Genomic DNA, 20,862 nt, shown 5'->3' with positions numbered 1-20,862 from the left:
CTTTGTTATTGCAGGCTTTGGATACAGTTTCAGCCGGTTGAACTCACGGATTCAGGTTTCTGATAAACGATTTTCAGATTGCAGATCAGAAGTATGATGGCCTAAAAAACACTCTTTCGCAAAATGAAAGTAGAAAACGAGAAGGAAGAGTTTGCGTATTACCTTCAAGGAAAATATAGCAAAAGCAAGCGACATTCGGGCGGCGAGTCAAGATGGGTGTACTTTCATCGAGCACTTCTAGAACGGTTCGAAGATTACTATATTAAAGAAAGACCAAAATGCCCGACAAATACGTTCTTCGTAAACACTTCTCCAACCCAAAAAGGCACTCCAATTTCAAAGTCCAGGCCCTCCAAAGCATTCAAAAATGCTCGCGATGCGGTGATGAGGAAACAGCGAGATGGGCAACTACCTTTCGAAGGTCAGCTTCTCGAAAAAAACCACACACATCATATCCTTCGGCATAGTTTTGGAACTGACAAGTTCTACGAATACGCTCAGAAAAACGGTATCTTGTTTGATGACGTATCACCGACCTCACAGCCATATTTAACTGTCGCTGCCCTTCTGGGACACAGCGCGAGTCATCGTTCCGCACCGACAACAACGGCCAGCTACATCAGAAGCTGCCACATAAAAGAAAGGTTCGAGCATGGACAGCAATAACGATAGCGCTTTAAAGACGCATGAACGTCTCCAAGATGAGTTGCTCGACCAGCAGAGCAACATGCTCAAAGAACACCACGGCAAACAAGTTGTACAGCCAATACATTATAAATTCGGAAGTTATCTGATAGCTGTTCCTGGTGCCGGAAGCCTAGCAGCTATTAGGATTGACCTTCCAAAGGAATCAACAAGAAAAAAGCAGGTCATTTTCTTCGCAATGCACCATGCGGCGCACGAGTTCTTCTTCACTGATAAACACCCTTACCACAAAAAAACTAATTTTCTTTATTTCGGTAGAAAGTTCTTAGATTATATTTCTGATTTAGACAACATAGACGAAATAACCGTAAACTTGCTCAAATTATTCGAGACACATAGGGTAAAAGTCGACAAAGTCAAAACGCAATCTTCTGGCCTAGCATTTATTAAAAACTGCATCCAACTGGCTCTGTCTAAGCCTGAGTTTTATCGCAACCTTTCAAATATAGAGCAGAGCTACCTGGCTGGGCTAACAAAGGTAAAAGCCGCTGCACGCGATGAATCGACGCAAAAAACCTTAACAGCGTGGTTCGGTGAGCATGGATGGCTAAGACGCGAAGACGTGGGAATAGGACATGAGCTCTATTCAAGAGTTGCATCTCCCAGAATACTGATTCAGTCTTTCCGGATAATGGTAGCATCTAGCCTTATAGGCCTGCAATCTGCCAAAAACGTTCTATTGGATTTATTGCAGGACGCTAATATTACGAGTTCCGATCTTGAGCTTTTTCAACCGAGTGAAGACTTTTCTTCTAAAGCCGAATACAGTAGTTATAATAGTAAGGTTTTGGTTAATCTACTTCAAAAGTTAAAGATTTTCCACGATAAACATATTGAAAAAAAGCATTGAAAATAAACAAGCAATTCTCATTTTAATTAGGTCATTGGTCTCCGATCCTGTTCAGAAATATATCGAAGAGGCATTCTTCTCGCAAGGTCATCTTAATCATTCGTACCGGCAAAGACGGATATGGAGGTCGCCAGACTTTTTTGGAGAGCCACTTTTTTCCATCTCATTTTTGTCAGAGCTCATCGATTATGGCGAGAGCTCAAAAAAAGCCAATATTCCAGTGCCAGTATGCTTTACCGAAAATTTATTTTTTAAGTTTTTGATGGCAGATCAGACCGTTCCTAGAAACGACATAAATAAACTCACTGGCCGTGATTTTAGATTTTTAAAAAATCGTAGGGGTAAGGTTACTCATATAGATTTTGAGTATTTTAAGTCACGTTCGAGGAAACGCCATGAGACCAGAATTATTGATACCAAAACACAGATAGGTCAAGCACTTCTTTCTTTTCTCGATGACCGAATTACTCATCATTCTATCGATAAGCCTTTGGTTCGTTCCGATTTCAATACAAAAATTGAACATAACTTTGGACCAAATACACCCCCGGTTTATGGAATTGTAACTTGCATTGAGGTCTTTCACGCAGAAATATCGGACAGAATGTATCGTGAAAAGGCATCCAATGTTTTCCCTAAAGCAATAATAAAGATGGTGAATCAAGGCAAGGTATACAGACCAAACATACATAAAAAAAGAGAAATTTTCTTATTGGAAGTTGAAACTCCTTTAACAGGTTCTCTATTTTCGATTTCTGCAATAAAGAACTCTTCAATTCACTCTAAGTCCGCCAACTTCGATCCTTCTCAGTTAATAAACTTTAATTCGCATAGCAATTCTATCGAAAGAAAATTTTATCTGTCACCAGAGAACGAAGAATGGTTGAACAACTGCGGCCTGGTGACGCGAATGGTGATGTTAGATTTGGCCAAGAATCTTTTCAGTTTTTCTAAAGCCAAAGATCAGAAATTTAATCATCAGTTTCAATTACTGACGGAATTCGTAGAAACCAATTCTATGGATACGTCCGTGCGAATTCAGGTGATTGACGAAAAAGATGCTGGGAAGGCTGACCGCTTAGGCTTGTGTCGCCCGGTAGGCCTAAGTTCTGCCCCCACAGATGCAATTTTTATCGTCGATGCTAAGGAAACAGTAATGAAGCTTCTGCATTACCTTGGCGAGGCAAAGAAGAATTATACTTTGGTTGGAAAAAACAACCCTGACTATTTACTTTACACGATGCTACCCACAATTGAATGGATCGAAAACCTATTTGATTTAGGGCGATTTTCACCTCAATCCGTTGATGATGGAGAGCGTCTATTTAATCTTTATGGCGAGTCTTTGCCTCCTTTATTTCTGGCGCAAACAGGGTGAAAAGTCGATGTTAGTCCTAGAGAACGAATCGGATCAATTTGCATTATTTACTTCGTACTATGGGGAACGTCTAAAAAATTTCCCTAAGCCGGAACCCTTTGCCTTCACGAACCCGATATGGTCCTTTGTCTCTGAAGGCAGTAAAGGTTACGTGCGAACCTATGATTTCATTAGTCTCAACGAGATCTTTGTAAAGTCTAACGGCCATTGGGATTTAGTATTCCAGGGCTACCGACTGTCTGTGTCTACGGAGGTTCTCGCAAAGGCTTTATTCATTGATATGCTAGAATCAAAAGGCAAAACATTTGGTGCTTTGAACGAAACTTTTCAAATTATTGCGCTGACCTTTTGCTACCTTTCGGAAAGCGGTCTGAAAATTATCCGGAACGATAATCTCGCTGACTATTTCTCTTACATTCTTACCCATGACCTAGACGAAGGTTTCGCGAAAAAAAGACAGACGATACCCAGTTGGTCCTCGCGATTATCGCACATTTCCTTTACAAAGCTATCAGCTAATCTTCGAAACCTGGGTTGCGGGGATGTTTTAGAGAGCTGTCAACTGGCTGTGTACCAGAAGTCGTTAAATGATACCACTCTTGCATTACTTGACATGACCCTGTCCGATTACATCAAAGGCAAGAGCTTCAATTATCTTGGCCTTGATATCGGAAAACACTACATTGATCACTGCTCCAATGTCTTTGAAAGTAGATTTCAGGTCGCCTATGCCTTCCGTAAGACGAAAAAAGGTATTGAAACAGATGGGCACGAAATACTAGGTCTGAAAACTGATTTAACGACGTATGCCGGCAAAGTCCTGATGGGAAGAAGTATAATGTCGGACGTCGACATGGCATTCGACAAATGGTCGGAAGAGAACAAAACGCTCATAGAGGATTTTGTTTGTGGAACGTTTAGAAAGAATTTTAATGCAATTTCCTTCCAGTTACAGGCATTTAAGCAAGAAACATTTGAGAGTATTTGTGAGCTCGCGAAACTTCCTGCTCGGTTTGATACATTCGAATTTTTAAGAGCTTTCATGGTTTCGGAATATATTGGTGCTACTTCTAAATCGAGCCGAGCACTTTTTCTGGAATATGTTGCATGTTTGCAGCGTTGTGACTTTAATTACCAGCTTGACTTCGACAGTTTCGAGGCGATTTGTCATCAGGCGGTCCGTAAGTTGAGTAGATCTTTAAGAAATTCTAAGCGGGAAATTCTGAGATTTTTGCGCGAGGAATACGCTAACCACACAAAGGCGAGGTCTTATAGCGAATCCGTGTCGCCAGACGAGTTAACATCTAACGTTGGTATAGATTACGTCAAGTATTATTGTAACTGTGTTGAGGCTGGAGGTATCACGTTGACCCTCGGCTTAACCGGCTGGAGGAAAAGCGAATTTGGATTTCCCCTCAACGCTTTCAAATTGGAAGCCAATCACGATGTAGTCGACAACTACTTTACGCCATGGCGGGTTTACGTGAATTGGACATCGAGGAAAGGGAGCAAGACCACGCCCCTTAAACGAGAGGTTACCCTCCAAACCTTCATCATTGCCAACTTATTGAACAAACTGAACAGTGATGACCCCAGCAAGCCAGCGCTTTATCTGCCCAAGACCACTCGGAACGTGTCGCGCTCTGAAGCTTATTTAGATGGACGGGTAACGCTCCTATGGGCCGACTTCTGTCAGAACTACGAAGCTTTCACTCAGCTTGACGCTTTGGAACAGCTTAAAAATGCGAGTACACAAACAGAGGTAGTTAAATCAGGTTTAAAACGCCTTGAAGCTTTGTACGATCTAGATTCCAGTGAAACGAAACAGCTTCTTAAAATCAGGGATGATGTTAGAGATTCTGCCGCGGTTTGGCGGTTGGTTGATAACCAACCGCTAGCTAAAATACTGCAAAAGTATCGCGATGGTGAACTTGAAGATAACTTTAGAAGGGTATTGGAACAGACGCTGAGTGAGGATTCTCTGGAGTTTGTCAAGGGTTGTTCCGGCGAAGTCCATCGGTCAAAAACAAAGCGGCTGCGCAGTGAGATTTTGGCCGGTATTAGTTATCCAACACCTCACGCATTTCGGCACATTTGGGCTGAGGCTGTCTTGAGACGGTATCGCGGTGACGTCGGTAAGTTTATAAGGGCCAACTTTAAACATTTGGATGAGCGCTTCTTCATGGCATATCTGCGAGACAAGGAGACCAACGCCGTCTATCAGGTGGCCAAACGGACTGTAATTAACAGTATCGTCCGCCAGGAGTTAAGAGCTCTGTCAGACCGAAACAGAGACTTTGCCGGTCAATTTGAAAGATATTTGTCCAAAGCTGTTTCGCTTACAAAGGTCGTTTCCCCAGACGACTACGAGAAGCTTGCGCATAGAATTGCTAGCGACAAAGTTGCTGATCTCAAGGCAAATCCTTGGTCTACGTGCTTTTTAAGATTTGGCACCGAGAAATTTGCTAAGTGTTCCCAAAACGGTACTCCACAGCGGCATAACGCCAGTCCGGAGCTGTGTTTGGGATGTATTAACGCCGACATCGCTAGCGGCAATTTCAACGGAATTGTCGTCTATACAAAATATGATATTGATGTTTGTCGAAATCCGAATCTGCCTTTTTTTATAAAAGAGCCACACATTCAGACGGTTAAACTTGCTTTAAAGAGAGTTGAGGATTTGAGGCGGAACAGTAACAACAAAAAATACGATGAATTTATTGACTATCTCATTGAGTCTTTAGAGATGGCTGCAAAAGAATGTGAGGTTTTGTAACGTGCCTACTGATTATTTTGAAAATTTTCTCGATAAGAATGAAGTCAGCGAAGAGAGTCAGTTTCCCAGTTGGGTTACACCGAAAAACAGCTCTTTGAAGGCTTTTAATGCCTTGATTGGGCTGGAAAAGCAAAAGAAAGAGTACATCAGGCGACATTCTCGAAAATCCCATTTTTCCAAGAAGTCTGATTATCTCATCCAAAAGAGCGAGCTTGGTCGTGCCATTGGAGTCGCTCCTCAGCCGCTGTTCAATAGCGTCTCCTATTCGTCAGATCTTACGGAATACCTTGAGCAGATCAATCAGAAATTGAACGCCGCCAAAGAGAGGAGGCTGGCGCATGTTGATAAAGGCCTTCAGAAGCAGAATAAAGAATACTTAGTTAGACTTCTCCAGTCAGAGAGAAAGGCTTCCCAGAATCAGCTGAACGGCACCGTGGAGGCGGTGTATCAAAGAACTATAGAAAACCTATCCCTCGATGTTCTTCGTATGCTGAGGTTAAGGGATTGAGATGGCAAATGGTCAACAGAAAGCCCTAAGGAATTCAAGCGCTTTTGACATTTGGTCGGCGACACAGAACGATGAAGACTTTAGGCAAATTGTTCATCGCGGCCAACTTAACCGTGGTGAAATTGCCAAAGCTATTGGCATCGGAAAAAGTGCTTTGCGCCAAAATCCAGCGATTAAAGAATCACTGGAGAGATTGGAGCAAGAACTGCGAGATCGGGGAGTCCTGCCCTCACTCACGAAAAGTGCACAGGCCCAGCCAAGCGAACCGAAGCGTTATGATGCGGGGGCTAATAATCGTGCCGCTGAGTCGAAGCGCCTATCCACACTCGAACAGGAAAACGTAGAACTCAAAGCCCGAGTGGCAACATTGGAGGCTCAACTCAAACGTTATGCAGAGCTGTCCGAGGTCCTTTACGAATTTGGGGTAGCACCCCAATGAATCAGGACTTCTTTCGAGTCACCAGTTGCCAGCACCACAGCTTCAAATACACGATTTTCTCAGGCGTACCCCTCACCGCCGACAGCTATCGCGTAAACAGCGGTAAATACATTGTCACTGTCAAATGCGAGAGCGATTCGCTGCCTATTCAGCCCTCAATCGGGCAACAATGGCGCGTTCGCGGTTTGCGACAGCTTAAGACAATTCAATCCGGCGATTACGAACTGCAGCAGCATCTCTATCAAGCACCTCAAAGGATGGAGTGTACGCTTCCTGAAACTGGAGAGGCGCTGATTCGTTTCATCGCCAGTGAAAGAGATTTTTCCGGTATCGGCGAGTCAAAAGCTAGGGAGCTATGGGAGGCCCTTGGCAGCGCGCTTCATAAAATCCTGGCGTCGGACGTCCCCTGCCACCGAAAGCGGCTCCGGGAGCTACTTAGCGAAGTCTCCGTTAACGCTCTCTATGCGGGTTATGCCAAGTACCGCAACCTCGCTCACGCCAACTGGATGGCCTCTATCGGCATCCCTTTAAGCATTCAGCACCGCATGCTGAAGTATCACGACGAAAGAACGGTAGAATTGATCAGAACGAACCCTTATGCCTTATTGGGGTTCGGCATGCAGTTCAAGGATATCGACAAGATAGCGAGCGGCCTCGGATTCTCGATAGCTGATCCGGTGCGTTTATCAGCCAGCGTAGAACATGCCATACGTAAACAGGTTGAGTCGGGCCATACATACTCTACCCATCAGACACTCAAGCCGATGGTCACAAAGCTGCTGGGAGATTCGGCGCTGGTCTCCAAGGCCTTTGGCAATGGGTACCAGAACGCCCAGTTCATGCTGCACCCAGAGTTAGGGACCTATCATCCAACGGCGCAGTACATTATGGAGTCGGTCGTAGCCAATCGACTCATGGCTCTGGCGGCAACACCAGATGTAGATGAAGCGGTCTTCGAGGCTCTGACCAGTGCGGTTTTGGAGCTTCCGTACGACCTAACAGACCGGCAATTAGAAGCGGTGGAGTCCAGTCTTACCCATGCCATATCCTGCATTACCGGTAGTGCTGGTACGGGCAAAACCACCGTACTCAGGACAGTCCTCAAAGCCTATGAGTCGCTAGGCTATGAAATCCATGCCGTCGCGTTGTCAGGCCGGGCAGCCATGCGGCTGCACGAAAGCATCGGGTTCTTCACCATGACGATTGCTCGTTTGCTGAGAGAAGAGCCGATCTCGCCCTCACTGGATCAGCCAAAACATCTCTTGATCATCGATGAAGCCAGCATGATCGACTTGCCGACGATGTATCAGATCGTCACACATCTGCACCCGTCAGTACGCATCATCTTCACCGGCGACCCGAATCAGTTGCCGCCGATTGGCTGCGGCAAGGTGCTCTCTGATTTGGTTGAGTCAGACGAAGTCGCCACCGTAGAATTGAACATCGTCAAGCGTCAGGAAGACTCAACGGGCATACCGGAATACTCCGCAACAATCAATCGAGGTGAGGTGCCTCCATCGCTATCTGTCGGGGCGATTGCTTTTCATGAAGCGCCTCCGGATCAATTGGTGGAAAAATGTAAGAGTCTCTACGCAGATTCGCCCCGCAACACTCAAATCATCGGGGCCACTAAGGCCCTCATCAGCAAGTTGAACGTCGAGTGTCAAAAGCTGATCAATCCAGATGGAGAACGGCTGCAATTCAGGTTGCACGGGGAGGACTACTTCGTAGATTTAAGATTGGGCGACCCGATTTTGTTCACCAAGAACAACTACAACATCGGCATCCAAAACGGCGCCCTTGGCATCTTATCCTCAACTAAACGGGGCTATGAGGATGAGCAGGAAACGTTTGGTGTCGTCACTCTGGATACCGGTGAAGCCATTCCGATCAACGAAGAAGTGCTCGGCTGTATGGAGCTTGGTTACGCCATCACCCTTCACAAGGCCCAAGGAAGCCAATTCCCGAGAATCATCGTGGCTATCAAGATGGGGAGAATCTCTGACCGCGCCTGGCTCTACACAGCAGTCACTCGTGCCGAAGCCGAAATACATATCGTTGGTCAAGCCAAAGAATTTGCAGCTATCGTTAAATCGGAGAGCAACAACAATCGGCGAGCCAGCTTTTTAAGGCTGTTGCTGGAAAGTAGGAAAAGGGACTCGGGGTTTGGCTGATGCCAGCACAAGATGCCCCCCTCATCGCCGTTGGAGGTGATCGGGACCTGTCCCTGTTCCGCTACTTGACCTTAATCGATCATTGCTGGACTTCAAATAACTTGGGTGAATCGCGAAGCGCGAGAAAAGGTCAAGCCGCTCTTGACCACAAAAATAGCTAATTCACCACGCCGGTATTTGAAGACCAGCAATCTGCTCAGGAAACCAAAGAGTAGCTTCTAAAGCTGATTAAAGTCCGCTATCAGATCTTTTGGCGAGCACTCAAGCAGCCGAGCGAACACATAAATTTTTTCGAGTGTAATGTTGACCTCCCCTCTCTCGATCTTGCCAACATAGCTTCTATCTATCTCAGCATCATGCGCTAAGCGCTCTTGGGAGAATCCTTTTGATTTTCGAATTGCTCGAAGATTCCGCCCGAAAGCCTCACAAACAAGAGAACCCATTTCTTACCCTCATAAAGAGTAAGACTATGGTTCCTTGAGGCATATGGAGCCACGGCATATACTACCCATTTGCAAAGTCGACCCGATCGACCGTCGCACCAAATTAGGACTCTCCAATGAACGAAATGAAGCAAATTCGCGTCGATCACATTTTGCTTTCGCTCATGAAGCAACTGGCAAACAGCCCCTTTTCAACGACTTCAATTCGCGATCTTTACGTAGCTCAGATCTCCCCCTCAGAGGTTCCTGATCGAAATTCGATTCGTAAATACATCTATAAAGAATTGCTCCGTCTAAAGTCTGCGGGTGTTATAGAAAGGCACGAAGGTGAGACAGGAAGAGGCTGCAAATTCATCTACCGAGGTGTGCCTTCCGGAATTTCTTTGAAAAACAAACGCTCCCCTTCTGCTCAAACAACGCGGAAAAACGAGCCCTTAATGGATCCGGCGACACTGAAAGGGTTGAAAGAGGAGCTTTCGAAGCGAAAGGTTGAATTAATGACAAGTATTGGCGAGGCGGAAGAATACCAGCGCCTCTACAATCAATTTCCAGCTCTTCAGCACGCGGTCAGGACCCAATACTTCGAGTCTCGCGACCGAAGCACAAAGCTCCTGGGTCAGCTGCGTGCTGTGGAAACAATACTGGCAGATATCGGATGTAATTCATGATCCCACTCCGCGAATGGCAGGTTGAATGCATTGAAAGAGCTCTGGTCGTCTATCAGAACCAGTCCCACTTTCTCTGCCACGCGACACCTGGCGCCGGCAAAACGGTGATGGTGGCGTCGGTTGCCAAGGCACTTTTCCAGCTAGATGAAATCGATTTTGTAATTTGCTTTTCGCCATCTCGCGCTGTTGCTAACGGTGTTGCAGCCACATTCCGCCAAACTCTTGGACGGAGCTTTAATGGCCAGATAGGGGCGGCGGGCGGATCTTACACCTACCAATCCATGGACACTCTGCCAGAAGAACTATGGGAGGTATTGCGCGAACATCGCGTCCTGGTGGTGCTCGATGAAATTCATCACTGTTCAGGACTCGTTTGGGAGAACTCCCCGATTGGCAATCGCTGGGGACGAATAATTTTGGAAAAGATCCAAGGGAGAGCACGCTACACCATGGCGCTCTCAGGCACTCCGTGGCGAACTGACGACAGCCCAATCGTTCTGTCTCAGTACACGACATATAATGGACAGATATCCTGTGATTACGAGTACGGTCTGCGACAAGCTGTTCTGGATGGCGTATGCCGGGCACCGAAGATCGTTCTTACAGACAATCGCGAGATAAACCTAAAGTCTGCCGAGTTCGGGTGTAAAACGTTCGCCAGTATCAGCGAGTCTCTCAAAAGTGAGCACATCACCTATCAGGATTTCTTATTCAGAGATGAAATCATTGACCAGGTTCTCTCTAAGGCTTCAGAGAAATTGACTAGCATACGCGATCATACGCCTTCCGCAGGAGGGCTTGTTGTCGCAGCATCTGTGGCACACGCTGAACAAATAGCAGGACGCCTTGCGATGGCCGGAGAGCATCCAGTCATCGTTACCTATCAAACGCCTGAGGCACAGCGCATTATATCCGATTTCAAGACGGCGTCTGATCGTTGGATGATCTCGGTTGGAATGATCAGCGAAGGTACCGACATTCCGAGACTTCAGGTTTGCTGCCACCTCAGTCGAATCCGAACGGAACTGCATTTTCGGCAGGTTCTCGGCCGGATTCTCAGGCGACAGCCAGAGGATCCGGCAGATACAAGTGCTTGGCTTTACGTGCTGGCTGAACCAAACTTAGCGGAATTTGCTCGCAGTATCGGAGAAGATCTTCCGGGAGACAGGGTTGTTTCATTCGCCCTGGATTCGGAGACTCTGGGCACTCAGAAATCGAAAGCAATGAAATCTTACCAAGACGATAACTTTGCCCTCACATTAGATCTGGGTGAGCAAGCGTCAGTTGAAGATCCTGATCAAGTTAGCAAAATCCAAAATGAGGAGGAAGTGGATCTCCGTATTAGCAATCAGTACTGGAATGAAGTTCTCGCCCTTTTTGCTACTGGCACCTAAGTTTCTTGGGAGTGCCAAGGGCCAGAATCAGGCACAGCGGACCAGATATCCGGTAGAACAAGATCTGCCAAAGTGATTATCGGACAACGCGGTCATTTGAGAATGGTGCAGGTTTATGTGTGAAAGAAAAGCTGAAATGCACGATATTTCACCGGTAACGGTACAGCAGATGGCCGAGACGGTGTTTGAGTCTGGAGAGATCGCTCTGAAATGGTTAGAACGCCCGGTCAATGCGCTAGGAGGATATACCCCCAGCGAGCTCCTCAGAACAACTAAAGGATGCAGGCGGGTTTGTCAGGTTCTCGCCAAAATCGAAGCAGGCGACTTCAGCTGAGGCATCTCTAACTCCTCAACTTTCAGATAGCGGCAAACTTTATGTCCGAAGGTAACCCGTTTTACAATCTCGCGGGGTTAATTACTCAATGTGACCCCGATTCACCCATGCCCCCGGAGTTGCCCTAGTTCTAAAGAACTGGAATGGAGTTTTCGAGGTATAGGATGCCATCCGAAGGGGATAAATTTTTCGACTCTGCGGAGAGGAGATTGGTGCTGATAGGGCGCAGCGCGGATGTTCGCTTTTGTTTAGCTGTCGCTTGGAATGCGGAAAGTCGTTGAGCGGATATTCTGATCCAAGCCGGAAAGGCTTCTTTCCAAAACCGCGCAAAAACATGCGTAAGAAGGAAGTCAAAAACGAGGTCTGAGGATAATAGACCATGTCATGCAGTCACAATCCTGTCCTTGCCCAGACGTTTAGCTTTGTAGAGGGCATCGTCAGCGCGTTTGAGAGTGTCTTCATAGGAACGATCTTCAGAGCTTATGTTGGCGGCACCCAAGCTGATTGTTGCAGCAATATCGCCCACTGAAAAATCCATCAAAGCCTGCCGCAAGTCCTGCTGCAATCGCTCTGCAAACTTTAATGCGCGATCTGGCGCGGTGTTGGGTAGGCAAACTACAAACTCATCCCCTCCGAAACGACAAGCGATGTCGGTTTTTCGAAGTTCTGACCGACAGGTATTAGCCACTGCAAGGAGAACTTCATCCCCTACATGGTGCCCCTTGGAGTCATTGATCTTTTTTAGGTTATCCACGTCAAATATCAAAACTGTAGTCGGCACGGCATGACGCGTGAACGTTTCAAAATGCAACGCAAGGTCGTGCTCCAGTTTCCGCCGGTTGAAAAGTCCCGTTAGCTGATCTGTGTCACTTAGCTCCCGCAGTCTGATTTCAAGTTCGTGTCGCTCTGAAATATTACTTGCGACCCAAAGCACCAAAGGCTCTCCATCTACCTGAAAATCTAAAGCCTGAATGCGGCCTTCAAACCAGATGGGGTCTTCCGGCCCTTCATCCGGCAAGCCCCTAACATCCCTGTTGCTTAACTCGTACTCTTCAACCAATAACTTACACGATTCAAGCGCACGGCCTATCTGTTCAAGAAACCACTCAGCTTTGTCGGGTTTGACCAAGTCTGAAATATACTTCCCGATTAGCCCGGTGCCATCGTGGTAATACCGTGCATCACGACCGCCAAACACCGCTATATATTTACCGCTGCGTGACAAGATAAAGGCGGGGTCTGGTAGGGCTTCCAGAACTGCTCTCATTTGTTGAAGATCGATCATGGCAAGCATCTTTAAGGTGTCGCGAGAGAATACATATTATGCGCAATGAAGGCGCATCTGAAAAGAAGTACACAAGCACCGCGAAGAGCTGCAACTGTAAACAGCGGTGGTTTCGTTGCGGTCGCAAAGCGAACGTTCAGACGCACCTTATTGCCACCGCTTTCCTAGCCTTCCACCCCGTTCGGAACACGCTTGGGAGTTACCCCCGGCGGATGACACGCCGAGTGATGCCAGAGAACGTGTTTCAGGACGGCGGTGTGTTTGAGAGCGCCTCGAAAAATTTTGAAGTGGTAAAAGAAAAGGGCCGCTTCGGTTATTATCATGCAAAGGATCAAGCAAAAGGGCTTAAATAAAATGTAAACGGAACCCGAGCAAAGTTACTTTTAATACAGGTTCCAAATGCCGCTTTGCAAAGCAGACTGGACTTAGATAATGTGCCAAGCACCTGTTGATGTTAACGAGGAACGGCGTGGGTCCGAATACGGTCCAGTTTTCAACCGGCAACACTATTCTGGTAGTGATCGCACTGGCACTACTGATGACCTTTCGTGTCGTCTGGGCTTCCGATCAAAGCGCGCACGAGTCTTCAAAGAGCCTTTCCCTTAAAGAATTTGTTGCGAGTCACGGTCATAGCCACCCGTCTTCTCTCAATCATCTCCATGTTTCCACTCCCGAAATATCGGACCAAGACCATCTGCTGCTTCACGCGCTTGGCGCCGTTGAAAAGCACTTGCCTATCAATCTGGCGGCTGTCCCGTCCTCACTTCGGCAAGATAAGCCAAAACTAGAGAAAGTGCCTGCTCCTCTGCCGGAGCAGACGTATGCACTATATAGGCCTCCGAAAGCCTGAACAACTGACTGAGCATTGGCGCGTTTGCGTCTTTCTTTACATTTCAGTTGATATTTCGGAGATCACCGAATGAATCCCATTCCGTTTCTGAGCCCCTCAGGCGCAGGTTTAGGCGTGCGATGGCTGTCCCTTTTTATGACAGCGCTCGTGTGCTTGATGTTCTCTCCCCTGCTGTTTGCTCATGGTGTTGAAGAAGGCGACGCCACGTTCATAGAGCAGGCCAGTGGGGCACAATTGCTGCCCTTTATCTATCTGGGGGCCAAACACATGGTCACCGGTTATGACCACCTGCTGTTCCTGGCAGGTGTCATCTTCTTTCTTTACCGCATGAAAGACGTCGGTATCTACGTCACGCTTTTTGCGGTTGGACACAGTGTCACGCTTCTTTACGGCGTGCTCAGTGAGACCAACGTCAATGCTTATATGGTGGATGCCATCATCGGCTTTTCCGTGGTCTACAAGGCTCTGGATAACCTTGGTGCGTTTCGCCGTTGGTTTGGATTTCAGCCCAATACCAAGGCTGCTGTTCTGATTTTCGGATTTTTCCATGGGTTCGGCCTTGCCACTAAGCTTCAGGATTTCACGCTTGCAGAGGATGGCCTGGTGGCGAACATTCTGGCGTTTAATGTGGGAGTTGAAATTGGTCAGTTGATGGCGCTGGGTCTCATCCTGATTGCAATGAACTTCTGGCGCAGGACGGATGTTTTTCCCCGGCAGGCACTTGCAGCCAACGTTCTGTTGATGAGCGCCGGTTTTATGCTGATGGGTTATCAGTTGACCGGCCTATACACCGTTTCCTGAGGAGTTAGACCATGCAAGACATTTCCAATATGAGTCGTGAGGGACTTCCCTCCTCGAAAAGCCTGTTCAAGGCGACCGGAGTGGCTGCCGTCATCGGCGGCGTGGTTCTGGTCACAACCATCCTCCCGGCCGAATATGGCATCGATCCCACGGGACTCGGCAAGATGATGGGCCTTACTGTTCTCAGTCAGGCCAACGCCGCAGAGTCCGCGCAACCTGAGGCATCACCAGCCTCGTCGGGTAACCTGCTGGCATTGCCGGCTGGTCCGGTCTGGAAAACGTCAGAAGGATTGAGTTCGGATTCCACGACCGTAACCTTGGGACCCAACGAGGGTCTGGAAGTCAAAGCCACAATGGCTGAGGGCGATCGAATGGTCTTTAACTGGACCACGGAGGGAGGTCCGGTGAACTTCGACATGCACGGTGAACGGTTCAATGACGGCGACAATTTCACCAGCTACTGGCAGGGGCGCGACCAGCCTTCTGCCAGCGGCGCATTTGAGGCACCGTTTGACGGCACCCACGGATGGTACTGGGAAAACCGCGGAGAAGGCGCGGTCACCGTTGTTCTTAACACCAGCGGGTTTTACAACGACATCGTCAAGAAGTAATTCAATCATTCTCACTTAGGAGTTATCTCATGAAAAATATGATCCACGTATTTGCAGCTGTTATTGCTTTGTCCGTTTCAGGCCATGCTTTCGCAGGAGCAGGCCATAGCCATGGCGTTTCTGAGCCTGTGTCGAAAGCACAAGCGACTGAGCGAGCCGCTGCCGTTAAAAAGCAACTCGTTGACTCCGAGCAGGTTGCGTCTACCTGGACGAAGGTTTCCGAAGGCACGGCAGAACAGCGGTCTACGTCAGCCGGTAAACTATGGGTAGTCCAATTTTCGAATCCGGACGCTGCCAATGAAGACAAGGCAAACCTGTTTGTCTTCATGGATGAGTATGGTAACCCGATCGGTGCCAACCACTCGGGCAAGATGTAAAGCTGGAGATAGAACAAAGGCCCGCTGACCGCTTGGTTGCGGGTCTTTAGCCAGGAAAACCATGTTTGAGATTCTGAAGAACCGCACCTACCGTCACCTGTTTTTAGCCCAGGTCGTCGCCCTGCTGGGAACTGGCCTGGCAACGGTTGCCCTTAGCCTTCTGGCGTTTGACCTGGCCGGAGACGAGGCCGGACAGGTCCTTGGCACCGCCATGGCTATCAAGATGGTCGCTTATGTCTTGATAGCTCCCCTGGCATCAGCTCTGGCGGAGAACATACCCCGTCGTGCTCTGCTGGTCTCTCTGGATGTGATTCGAGCGACGACAGCGCTGGCTTTGCCTTTCGTCACCGAAGTGTGGGAAGTGTACGTGCTAATCGCGGTCCTTCAGTCCGCATCGGCGGCCTTTACACCAACCTTCCAGTCTACGATTCCGGAGACTCTCCCAGACGAAGACGATTACACCAAGGCGCTGTCGCTTTCCCGATTGGCTTACGATCTGGAAAACCTCATCAGCCCTGCGCTCGCAGCGTTGATTCTGCTTGCCACCAGCTGGCAGGCATTGTTTTCGGGCACGGTAATTGGCTTTATCGCATCAGCCTTGCTCGTGGTGTCCGTTGCTTTGCCCTCCGGGGCCAAATCGGAAAAACGTCGCGGCGTTTATGATCGCGCAAGGGCCGGATTCAGAATTTTCATGGCAACTCCTCGCCTGCGCGGGGTAATGTCGCTGAACCTGGTTGTCAGTCTTGCGGGAGCCATGGTGATCGTGAATACGGTTGTGCTGGTGCAGGGACAATTCGGCCTTACCGACCAGCATACGGCTATGGCTTTTGCCGCGTTTGGTGGCGGTTCTATGTTGGCAGCATTGGCGTTACCAGCTCTACTGAAGCGCTGGCAGGACCGGCAAGTTATGCTCACGGGAGGCGGGATTCTTGTGTTCGGCTTGGTTCTCGCGCTACCGGTGGAATCTCTGGAATGGCTATTACCCGTGTGGGCATGGTTAGGCGTTGGTTTTTCCACCGTTCAAACGCCCATCGGCAGGGTCCTTACACGATCGTCGCATGCCGAAGACAGGCCAGCTCTGTTCGCAGCCCAGTTCTCTTTATCCCATGCCGGATGGCTGGTCGCGTATCCATTAGCTGGCTGGCTCGGGTCTACTGCGGGAATGACCATCACTCTATTGATCCTTCTGGGGCTTGCTCTCGGCGGGCTGATCCTTGCCGTGAAGTTATGGCCATCTGTTGATCCGTCAGAACGCTCGCACCACCACGACGATCTTCCAAGTGACCATCCTCATATCGCAAGTGATTCCAACTCCAGTGTCCACAGTCACAACTACGTCATTGATAGCTTGCATCCCAAATGGCCAGATTGAGTTTTGCAGTTACCGCTTAGAAAACTTCAATGGCCGCCACCTCTGGAATGGGGGGGGATGCAGGGGCGTTTCTTGGGCAACTCGGGGGAATCAAATCCAGAAATTTGGGATGCTGCGAACGTTCGCTTTTGTTTAGGTGTCGCCGAGGATGCGGGACGGTCGCAAAGCGAACATTCAGCTTGGAAGATAGCGCCAGCCTAACGGGCCGATTCGTGGAATTGCACTGGAACACTCTGGTCCAGTTGACGGACTTTTTGAACTCGGAGCATCCCTTTCGCACCATCAAGCGGCAGTTAAGTTATGCCAAAGTCCGCGATCGCAGCCTGTCGAAGAACACCAACCTGTTCTACCTGTTCGCGGCGCTCAGCAACATGCGGAGTGACAGGTTCGCCGTTTTTAAGCCATTTTATGCGTCCTTCACCGCAGTAGTTCTTGTACTCTTCCGCCACGTCGGGGCGGCGGCTGCTTCGAATGCTTCTTTGGTCTTCGTGACACGCGCATGGCCCTGTTCTTCATGGAGCATCCATTGGTCGTCGCCGTAGATAATAGGCAGGTCCATGAAGGTCTTAACCCTCCATTAACCACCTCCTAGATAGTCTGTATCCCGTCGTTTACCGCAGATTTGACCGCGCCCGAATGGACTTTACCTATGTATCGCTTGCCCTGCTCGAAAGTAGTGCTGACTGCTTTATGCTGCCTGGTTATTGCAGGCTGCAGTTCGTTGTCCACGAGAACGGACTATCTCGCTCAGGCCGATTCCGAGCGTCAGAACGTCGTCTCCAAGTTTGAGATGGAGGTTGGTCTCGAAACAGCCTACCTGAATGAGCTGGTCAACAGCCATGACCTGGACGCGCTTATTGTCGAAGCGCGCGCGGCCAATCCTGATTTCCAGCAAACACGGCTTTCACTCCAAATTCTCCGTGCTCAATACCGAGCGACTCAGGCGGATCAACTCCCCGACGTCGAGGCTGGATTCGTCGCGAATAACACTGACGGTCTAGATACTGCCTACACCGGCACCGTCAGCATCAGCTGGGAGCTGGATTTGTGGTCGAAGATTTCTGATGAGGCGTCGGCTGCCGCCAGTGACGTTGCTGAACAGCTGGCTCTCTACCAAGCTGCGCGGGATACGCTCGCAGCCGAGGTCATGCAGGGCTGGTTGAAACTGGTGAATCTGAATCGCTCCGTTGCCATCGAAAAGCAACGCGCGGAGCTATTGGAAAAAAACGAACAGTGGATTCTTCAGCGTTACCGCTCGGGACTGGGTGACCTTGAAGATCTGGACAGCGCCCAAAGCTCTGCGGCCAGTGCCAGGGCGACATTGATTGCAGTTCAGGAATCCCTGCAGCAACAGCAAAGGGCGTTGAACCTGTTGCTCGGGCGAAGCCAGGCTAGCACGGTCATTTCCGCCGACTATCCGCAGGTTCTTTTACCCCTGTCCGACCTTGCAGAGCAAACATTGCAGCGTCGCCCGGACCTTAAAGCGGCCTATATGGCTATCAGGGCAAATGATTTTCGAACGTCCGTTGCCTACAAGGACATGCTGCCATCCATCAACCTGGAAACAGCGCTTAGCGAAACAGGCACATCGCCCAGTGACGCCCTATTGCGCAACCCGGTGTGGTCATTGCTCGGTCAGCTACCGCGTTGTGCCCTGGATCGACGAATTGATGGCAACGCATCCAGGTTTGAATCTCAGAGTTCAGATTACTGACACCAACGTGGACTTTTACCGGGATTCGGTCGACATGGCGCTTCGCTACGGCGCGCCCAGTGACACCAACCTGTATGGCTTCAAAATTTGCGATGTGCCGCGCCTGCTTTGCGCATCTCCTGATTACCTTTCGCGTCATGGTCGCCCCATTCATCCTGATGACCTTGAGAACCACAACGGACTGTTCTATCAGTTGCAGGACATCCCATTTGACCTCTGGACGTTCAAACGGGGAGACGAGGAATATCGAGTCAAAATGACGGGCGATCGCGCCTCAAACGATGGCGATCTGGTTCGCCGGTGGTGCGTCGCTGGTCGCGGTCTTGCGATAAAATCGTGTCTTGATATGTCGGATGATCTGCTTGCAGGCCGTGTCACCACAATCATGCCGGACTATGCGCCGCCGGTATCCGAGCTGTGGCTGATTTGTCCTACCCGACAGTCAATAACGCCGGCAATGAGGTTGTTGAGGGATGACCTGCGTGCAAAAGTAGGCGAACTGATGAATGCAATGATTGCCGGAGGCTTTTTTCCTCCGGATCGCTTGTCCGGAGGAAAAAAAGACGCCTGAAAAACAGCGGGTGCGTTATTGATGATAAGAAATTCTCATTAACGTGCAGTACACCACTGGCAGCACCACTAACGTCAATACCGTTGCAACACCCAAACCGAACACGATAACCACCGCCATGCTCGCGAAGAAGGCATCGCTGAACAGAGGAATCATTCCCAACATGGTGGTTACGGCCGCCATAAGCACAGGTCGTACCCGGCTTACCGCGGCCTCAACCACCGCAGTGAATGCATCATCCTGCTGTTCTAACTGAATATTGATCTCCTCAACCAGCACAATGGCATTCTTCAGTACCATACCGATCAGACTCAGAGTCCCGAGCAGCGCCATGAATGTAAAAGGCGCGCCGAGCAATACCAGTCCACCAATGATTCCAATCATCATGAGAGGAACAATCATCCAGATAGACAGAGCCTGTCGGAAGCTACCGAACAACAGCATCGAAATAATGAACATCCCCAGCAGTCCAAGAGGCAGCGAGGAGAAAAGCGAAGTCTGAGCTTCGGATGAGGTCTCGTACTCTCCACCCCACTCAATCGAATAGCCGTGGGGAAGCTCCAGCGCGTCGACCTGCGGGCGGATCCTCTCCAGCACACTCGCCGCCGTCTCCCCCGACAAAGGCATGGGTTCGGCATAAACCGCCAACATCCGCTCCCTGTTTCTGCGTTTTATCAACGGATCCCGCAGTTCCGTATTGATGGCATTGATGACGTTGCCCGCGCTGACATAGCGGCCCTGCTCTTCACTCCAGACATTGATCGAGGTAAGGTTTTCGATGTCAAAACGCTGCTCCTCTCTTGACCGCATAATGATCGGAATGAGGTCGCTCCCCTCACGGTACACTCCAACCTGCTGCCCCTGATTATTCAGCAACAACGCCTGGTGCAGTGATTCGCGAGATACGCCAAGGCGCCGGGCCTGTTCTTCGAGGAACTCCGGTACGATCACGGCTTCCCGATTACCCCAGGACAAGCGCACGCTGTCGGCCAGAGGTTCATTTTCAAAAATTGCCTGCACGCGCACACCGATTTTCCGGAGTTCTTCGGGATCTTCTCCAAAGATACGAGCTTCAAGACTGGCTTTGGCTGAGGGCCCCACCTGCAAAGCCTGCACTTTGTAATGCACGTTCGGGAAGTCTGTACGCAGTTGCTCAATGACTTCCTCCATACGGGCCTCTCTCGACGCCTTATCCCGGGTCTCTACGATCAATTGGCCAAAACTGGCGTATCGCTGCTCCGGTGAATACGTCAACGTAAAACGCTGGGCTCCGCCACCGGTGACACTGGTCACCTGAACGACCTGGTCCATGTCATTCACGCGCGATTCCAGCCGCTTTACGGTCTCTTCGGTTTGCAAGATGTCGGCGCCCTCGGGCAACCAAAGGTCAACAAAGAAGAGTGGCGTTGTGGCATTCGGGAAGAAAGCATTCTTAACCTGTCCCGAGAACGATAGAACCCCAGCCAGAAGCGCGATCGCAAGTGTTAATGTCACGAAGCGATAATGAATCGCGTAGGTCAGCAGGCGGCGGAAGACGACGAAAACAATTCCCTTATAGGGGTCGTTATCGGATGACTGCCCGACACTCTCGAGCTTGTCGGGATAGAACATA

Annotated in this window: 20 protein-coding genes and 1 pseudogene; 18 read left to right on the top strand and 3 right to left on the bottom strand. The window is 49.3% G+C overall.

Annotation, left to right across the window (positions count from 1 at the left end; all coding sequences use genetic code 11):
- Positions 1-123: 123 nt before the first annotated feature.
- From ACP86_RS22760 to ACP86_RS19035, 7 genes are read left to right on the top strand one after another with little or no spacing between them, the layout of a single operon-like run.
- The gene (locus ACP86_RS22760) at positions 124-666 is read left to right on the top strand and encodes a site-specific integrase (protein ID WP_141201856.1); all 543 of its coding nucleotides are present in this window, start codon (positions 124-126) and stop codon (positions 664-666) included.
- On the top strand, positions 653-1,555 hold the full coding sequence (locus ACP86_RS19060) for a hypothetical protein (protein WP_053115081.1): 903 nt from the start codon (positions 653-655) through the stop codon (positions 1,553-1,555). Before ACP86_RS22760 ends, ACP86_RS19060 begins: the two co-directional genes overlap by 14 nt.
- Positions 1,539-2,933 carry a hypothetical protein gene (locus tag ACP86_RS22755; RefSeq protein WP_144422726.1) on the top strand — a complete coding sequence of 465 codons (1,395 nt, stop codon included), beginning with the start codon at positions 1,539-1,541 and terminating at the stop codon, positions 2,931-2,933. The genes ACP86_RS19060 and ACP86_RS22755 overlap by 17 nt, the downstream gene beginning before the upstream one ends.
- Before the next feature lie 7 nt (positions 2,934-2,940).
- Positions 2,941-5,709, top strand: coding sequence for a hypothetical protein (locus tag ACP86_RS19050; protein WP_053115079.1), 2,769 nt, complete (start codon positions 2,941-2,943; stop codon positions 5,707-5,709).
- A 1-nt stretch (position 5,710) separates the two neighbouring features.
- Positions 5,711-6,217 (top strand): hypothetical protein, encoded by a 507-nt coding sequence (locus ACP86_RS19045; protein WP_053115078.1) that lies wholly within the window; start codon positions 5,711-5,713, stop codon positions 6,215-6,217.
- Between the two features lies 1 nt (position 6,218).
- A complete protein-coding gene (locus tag ACP86_RS19040; RefSeq protein WP_053115077.1) occupies positions 6,219-6,656 on the top strand; it encodes a VPA1267 family protein in 438 nt (145 codons plus the stop codon).
- Positions 6,653-8,830, top strand: coding sequence for an ATP-dependent DNA helicase (locus tag ACP86_RS19035; RefSeq protein WP_053115076.1), 2,178 nt, complete (start codon positions 6,653-6,655; stop codon positions 8,828-8,830). The genes ACP86_RS19040 and ACP86_RS19035 overlap by 4 nt, the downstream gene beginning before the upstream one ends.
- Positions 8,831-9,048: 218 nt before the next feature.
- On the opposite strand, the gene ACP86_RS19030 is transcribed toward ACP86_RS19035, so the two are convergent.
- Positions 9,049-9,273, bottom strand: coding sequence for a helix-turn-helix domain-containing protein (locus ACP86_RS19030; protein WP_053115075.1), 225 nt, complete (start codon positions 9,271-9,273; stop codon positions 9,049-9,051).
- 116 nt (positions 9,274-9,389) lie between these two features.
- On the opposite strand from ACP86_RS19030, the gene ACP86_RS19025 reads away from it, so the two are divergent.
- From ACP86_RS19025 to ACP86_RS19015, 3 genes are all read left to right on the top strand, one after another.
- Positions 9,390-9,941, top strand: coding sequence for a hypothetical protein (locus tag ACP86_RS19025; protein ID WP_053115074.1), 552 nt, complete (start codon positions 9,390-9,392; stop codon positions 9,939-9,941).
- Positions 9,938-11,335, top strand: coding sequence for a DEAD/DEAH box helicase (locus ACP86_RS19020; protein ID WP_053115073.1), 1,398 nt, complete (start codon positions 9,938-9,940; stop codon positions 11,333-11,335). Before ACP86_RS19025 ends, ACP86_RS19020 begins: the two co-directional genes overlap by 4 nt.
- A gap of 115 nt (positions 11,336-11,450) precedes the next feature.
- Positions 11,451-11,669 carry an MbcA/ParS/Xre antitoxin family protein gene (locus ACP86_RS19015; protein WP_082220585.1) on the top strand — a complete coding sequence of 73 codons (219 nt, stop codon included), beginning with the start codon at positions 11,451-11,453 and terminating at the stop codon, positions 11,667-11,669.
- Between the two features lie 382 nt (positions 11,670-12,051).
- Here ACP86_RS19015 and ACP86_RS19010 read toward each other — a convergent pair whose 3' ends face one another.
- Positions 12,052-12,954: a GGDEF domain-containing protein gene (locus tag ACP86_RS19010; protein ID WP_053115071.1), complete on the bottom strand. Its 903-nt coding sequence runs from the start codon at positions 12,952-12,954 to the stop codon at positions 12,052-12,054.
- A 38-nt stretch (positions 12,955-12,992) separates the two neighbouring features.
- Here ACP86_RS19010 and ACP86_RS22750 point away from each other — a divergent pair, with 38 nt between their 5' ends.
- The 8 genes and pseudogenes from ACP86_RS22750 to ACP86_RS18980 all read left to right on the top strand — a co-directional run bounded on the left by ACP86_RS22750 (position 12,993) and on the right by ACP86_RS18980 (position 19,250).
- A complete protein-coding gene (locus tag ACP86_RS22750) occupies positions 12,993-13,307 on the top strand; it encodes a hypothetical protein (protein WP_141201855.1) in 315 nt (104 codons plus the stop codon).
- Positions 13,308-13,873: 566 nt separating this feature from the next.
- Positions 13,874-14,605 (top strand): HupE/UreJ family protein, encoded by a 732-nt coding sequence (locus tag ACP86_RS19005; protein ID WP_053115070.1) that lies wholly within the window; start codon positions 13,874-13,876, stop codon positions 14,603-14,605.
- An 11-nt stretch (positions 14,606-14,616) separates the two neighbouring features.
- Positions 14,617-15,216, top strand: a complete 600-nt coding sequence (locus tag ACP86_RS19000; protein ID WP_053115069.1) for a hypothetical protein — start codon at positions 14,617-14,619, stop codon at positions 15,214-15,216.
- 29 nt (positions 15,217-15,245) lie between these two features.
- Positions 15,246-15,593, top strand: a complete 348-nt coding sequence (locus ACP86_RS18995) for a DUF6488 family protein (protein WP_053115068.1) — start codon at positions 15,246-15,248, stop codon at positions 15,591-15,593.
- Positions 15,594-15,654: 61 nt separating this feature from the next.
- Positions 15,655-16,965 (top strand): MFS transporter, encoded by a 1,311-nt coding sequence (locus ACP86_RS18990; RefSeq protein ID WP_053115067.1) that lies wholly within the window; start codon positions 15,655-15,657, stop codon positions 16,963-16,965.
- 263 nt (positions 16,966-17,228) lie between these two features.
- Positions 17,229-17,339 (top strand): annotated as a pseudogene (locus ACP86_RS23745) (IS5/IS1182 family transposase); the annotation flags it as partial.
- Positions 17,340-17,686: 347 nt separating this feature from the next.
- Positions 17,687-18,679 (top strand): TolC family protein, encoded by a 993-nt coding sequence (locus tag ACP86_RS18985; protein WP_049756875.1) that lies wholly within the window; start codon positions 17,687-17,689, stop codon positions 18,677-18,679.
- Positions 18,636-19,250, top strand: a complete 615-nt coding sequence (locus tag ACP86_RS18980) for a substrate binding domain-containing protein (RefSeq protein WP_227716182.1) — start codon at positions 18,636-18,638, stop codon at positions 19,248-19,250. The genes ACP86_RS18985 and ACP86_RS18980 overlap by 44 nt, the downstream gene beginning before the upstream one ends.
- A gap of 15 nt (positions 19,251-19,265) precedes the next feature.
- Here ACP86_RS18980 and ACP86_RS23550 read toward each other — a convergent pair whose 3' ends face one another.
- The gene (locus tag ACP86_RS23550; RefSeq protein WP_264752477.1) at positions 19,266-20,861 is read right to left on the bottom strand and encodes an efflux RND transporter permease subunit; all 1,596 of its coding nucleotides are present in this window, start codon (positions 20,859-20,861) and stop codon (positions 19,266-19,268) included.
- Position 20,862 lies beyond the last annotated feature (1 nt).

The sequence above is a fragment of the Marinobacter sp. CP1 genome (genome assembly GCF_001266795.1).
Classification (GTDB): Bacteria; Pseudomonadota; Gammaproteobacteria; order Pseudomonadales; family Oleiphilaceae; genus Marinobacter; species Marinobacter flavimaris.
This window is presented reverse-complemented; position numbering and strand designations above follow the sequence as displayed.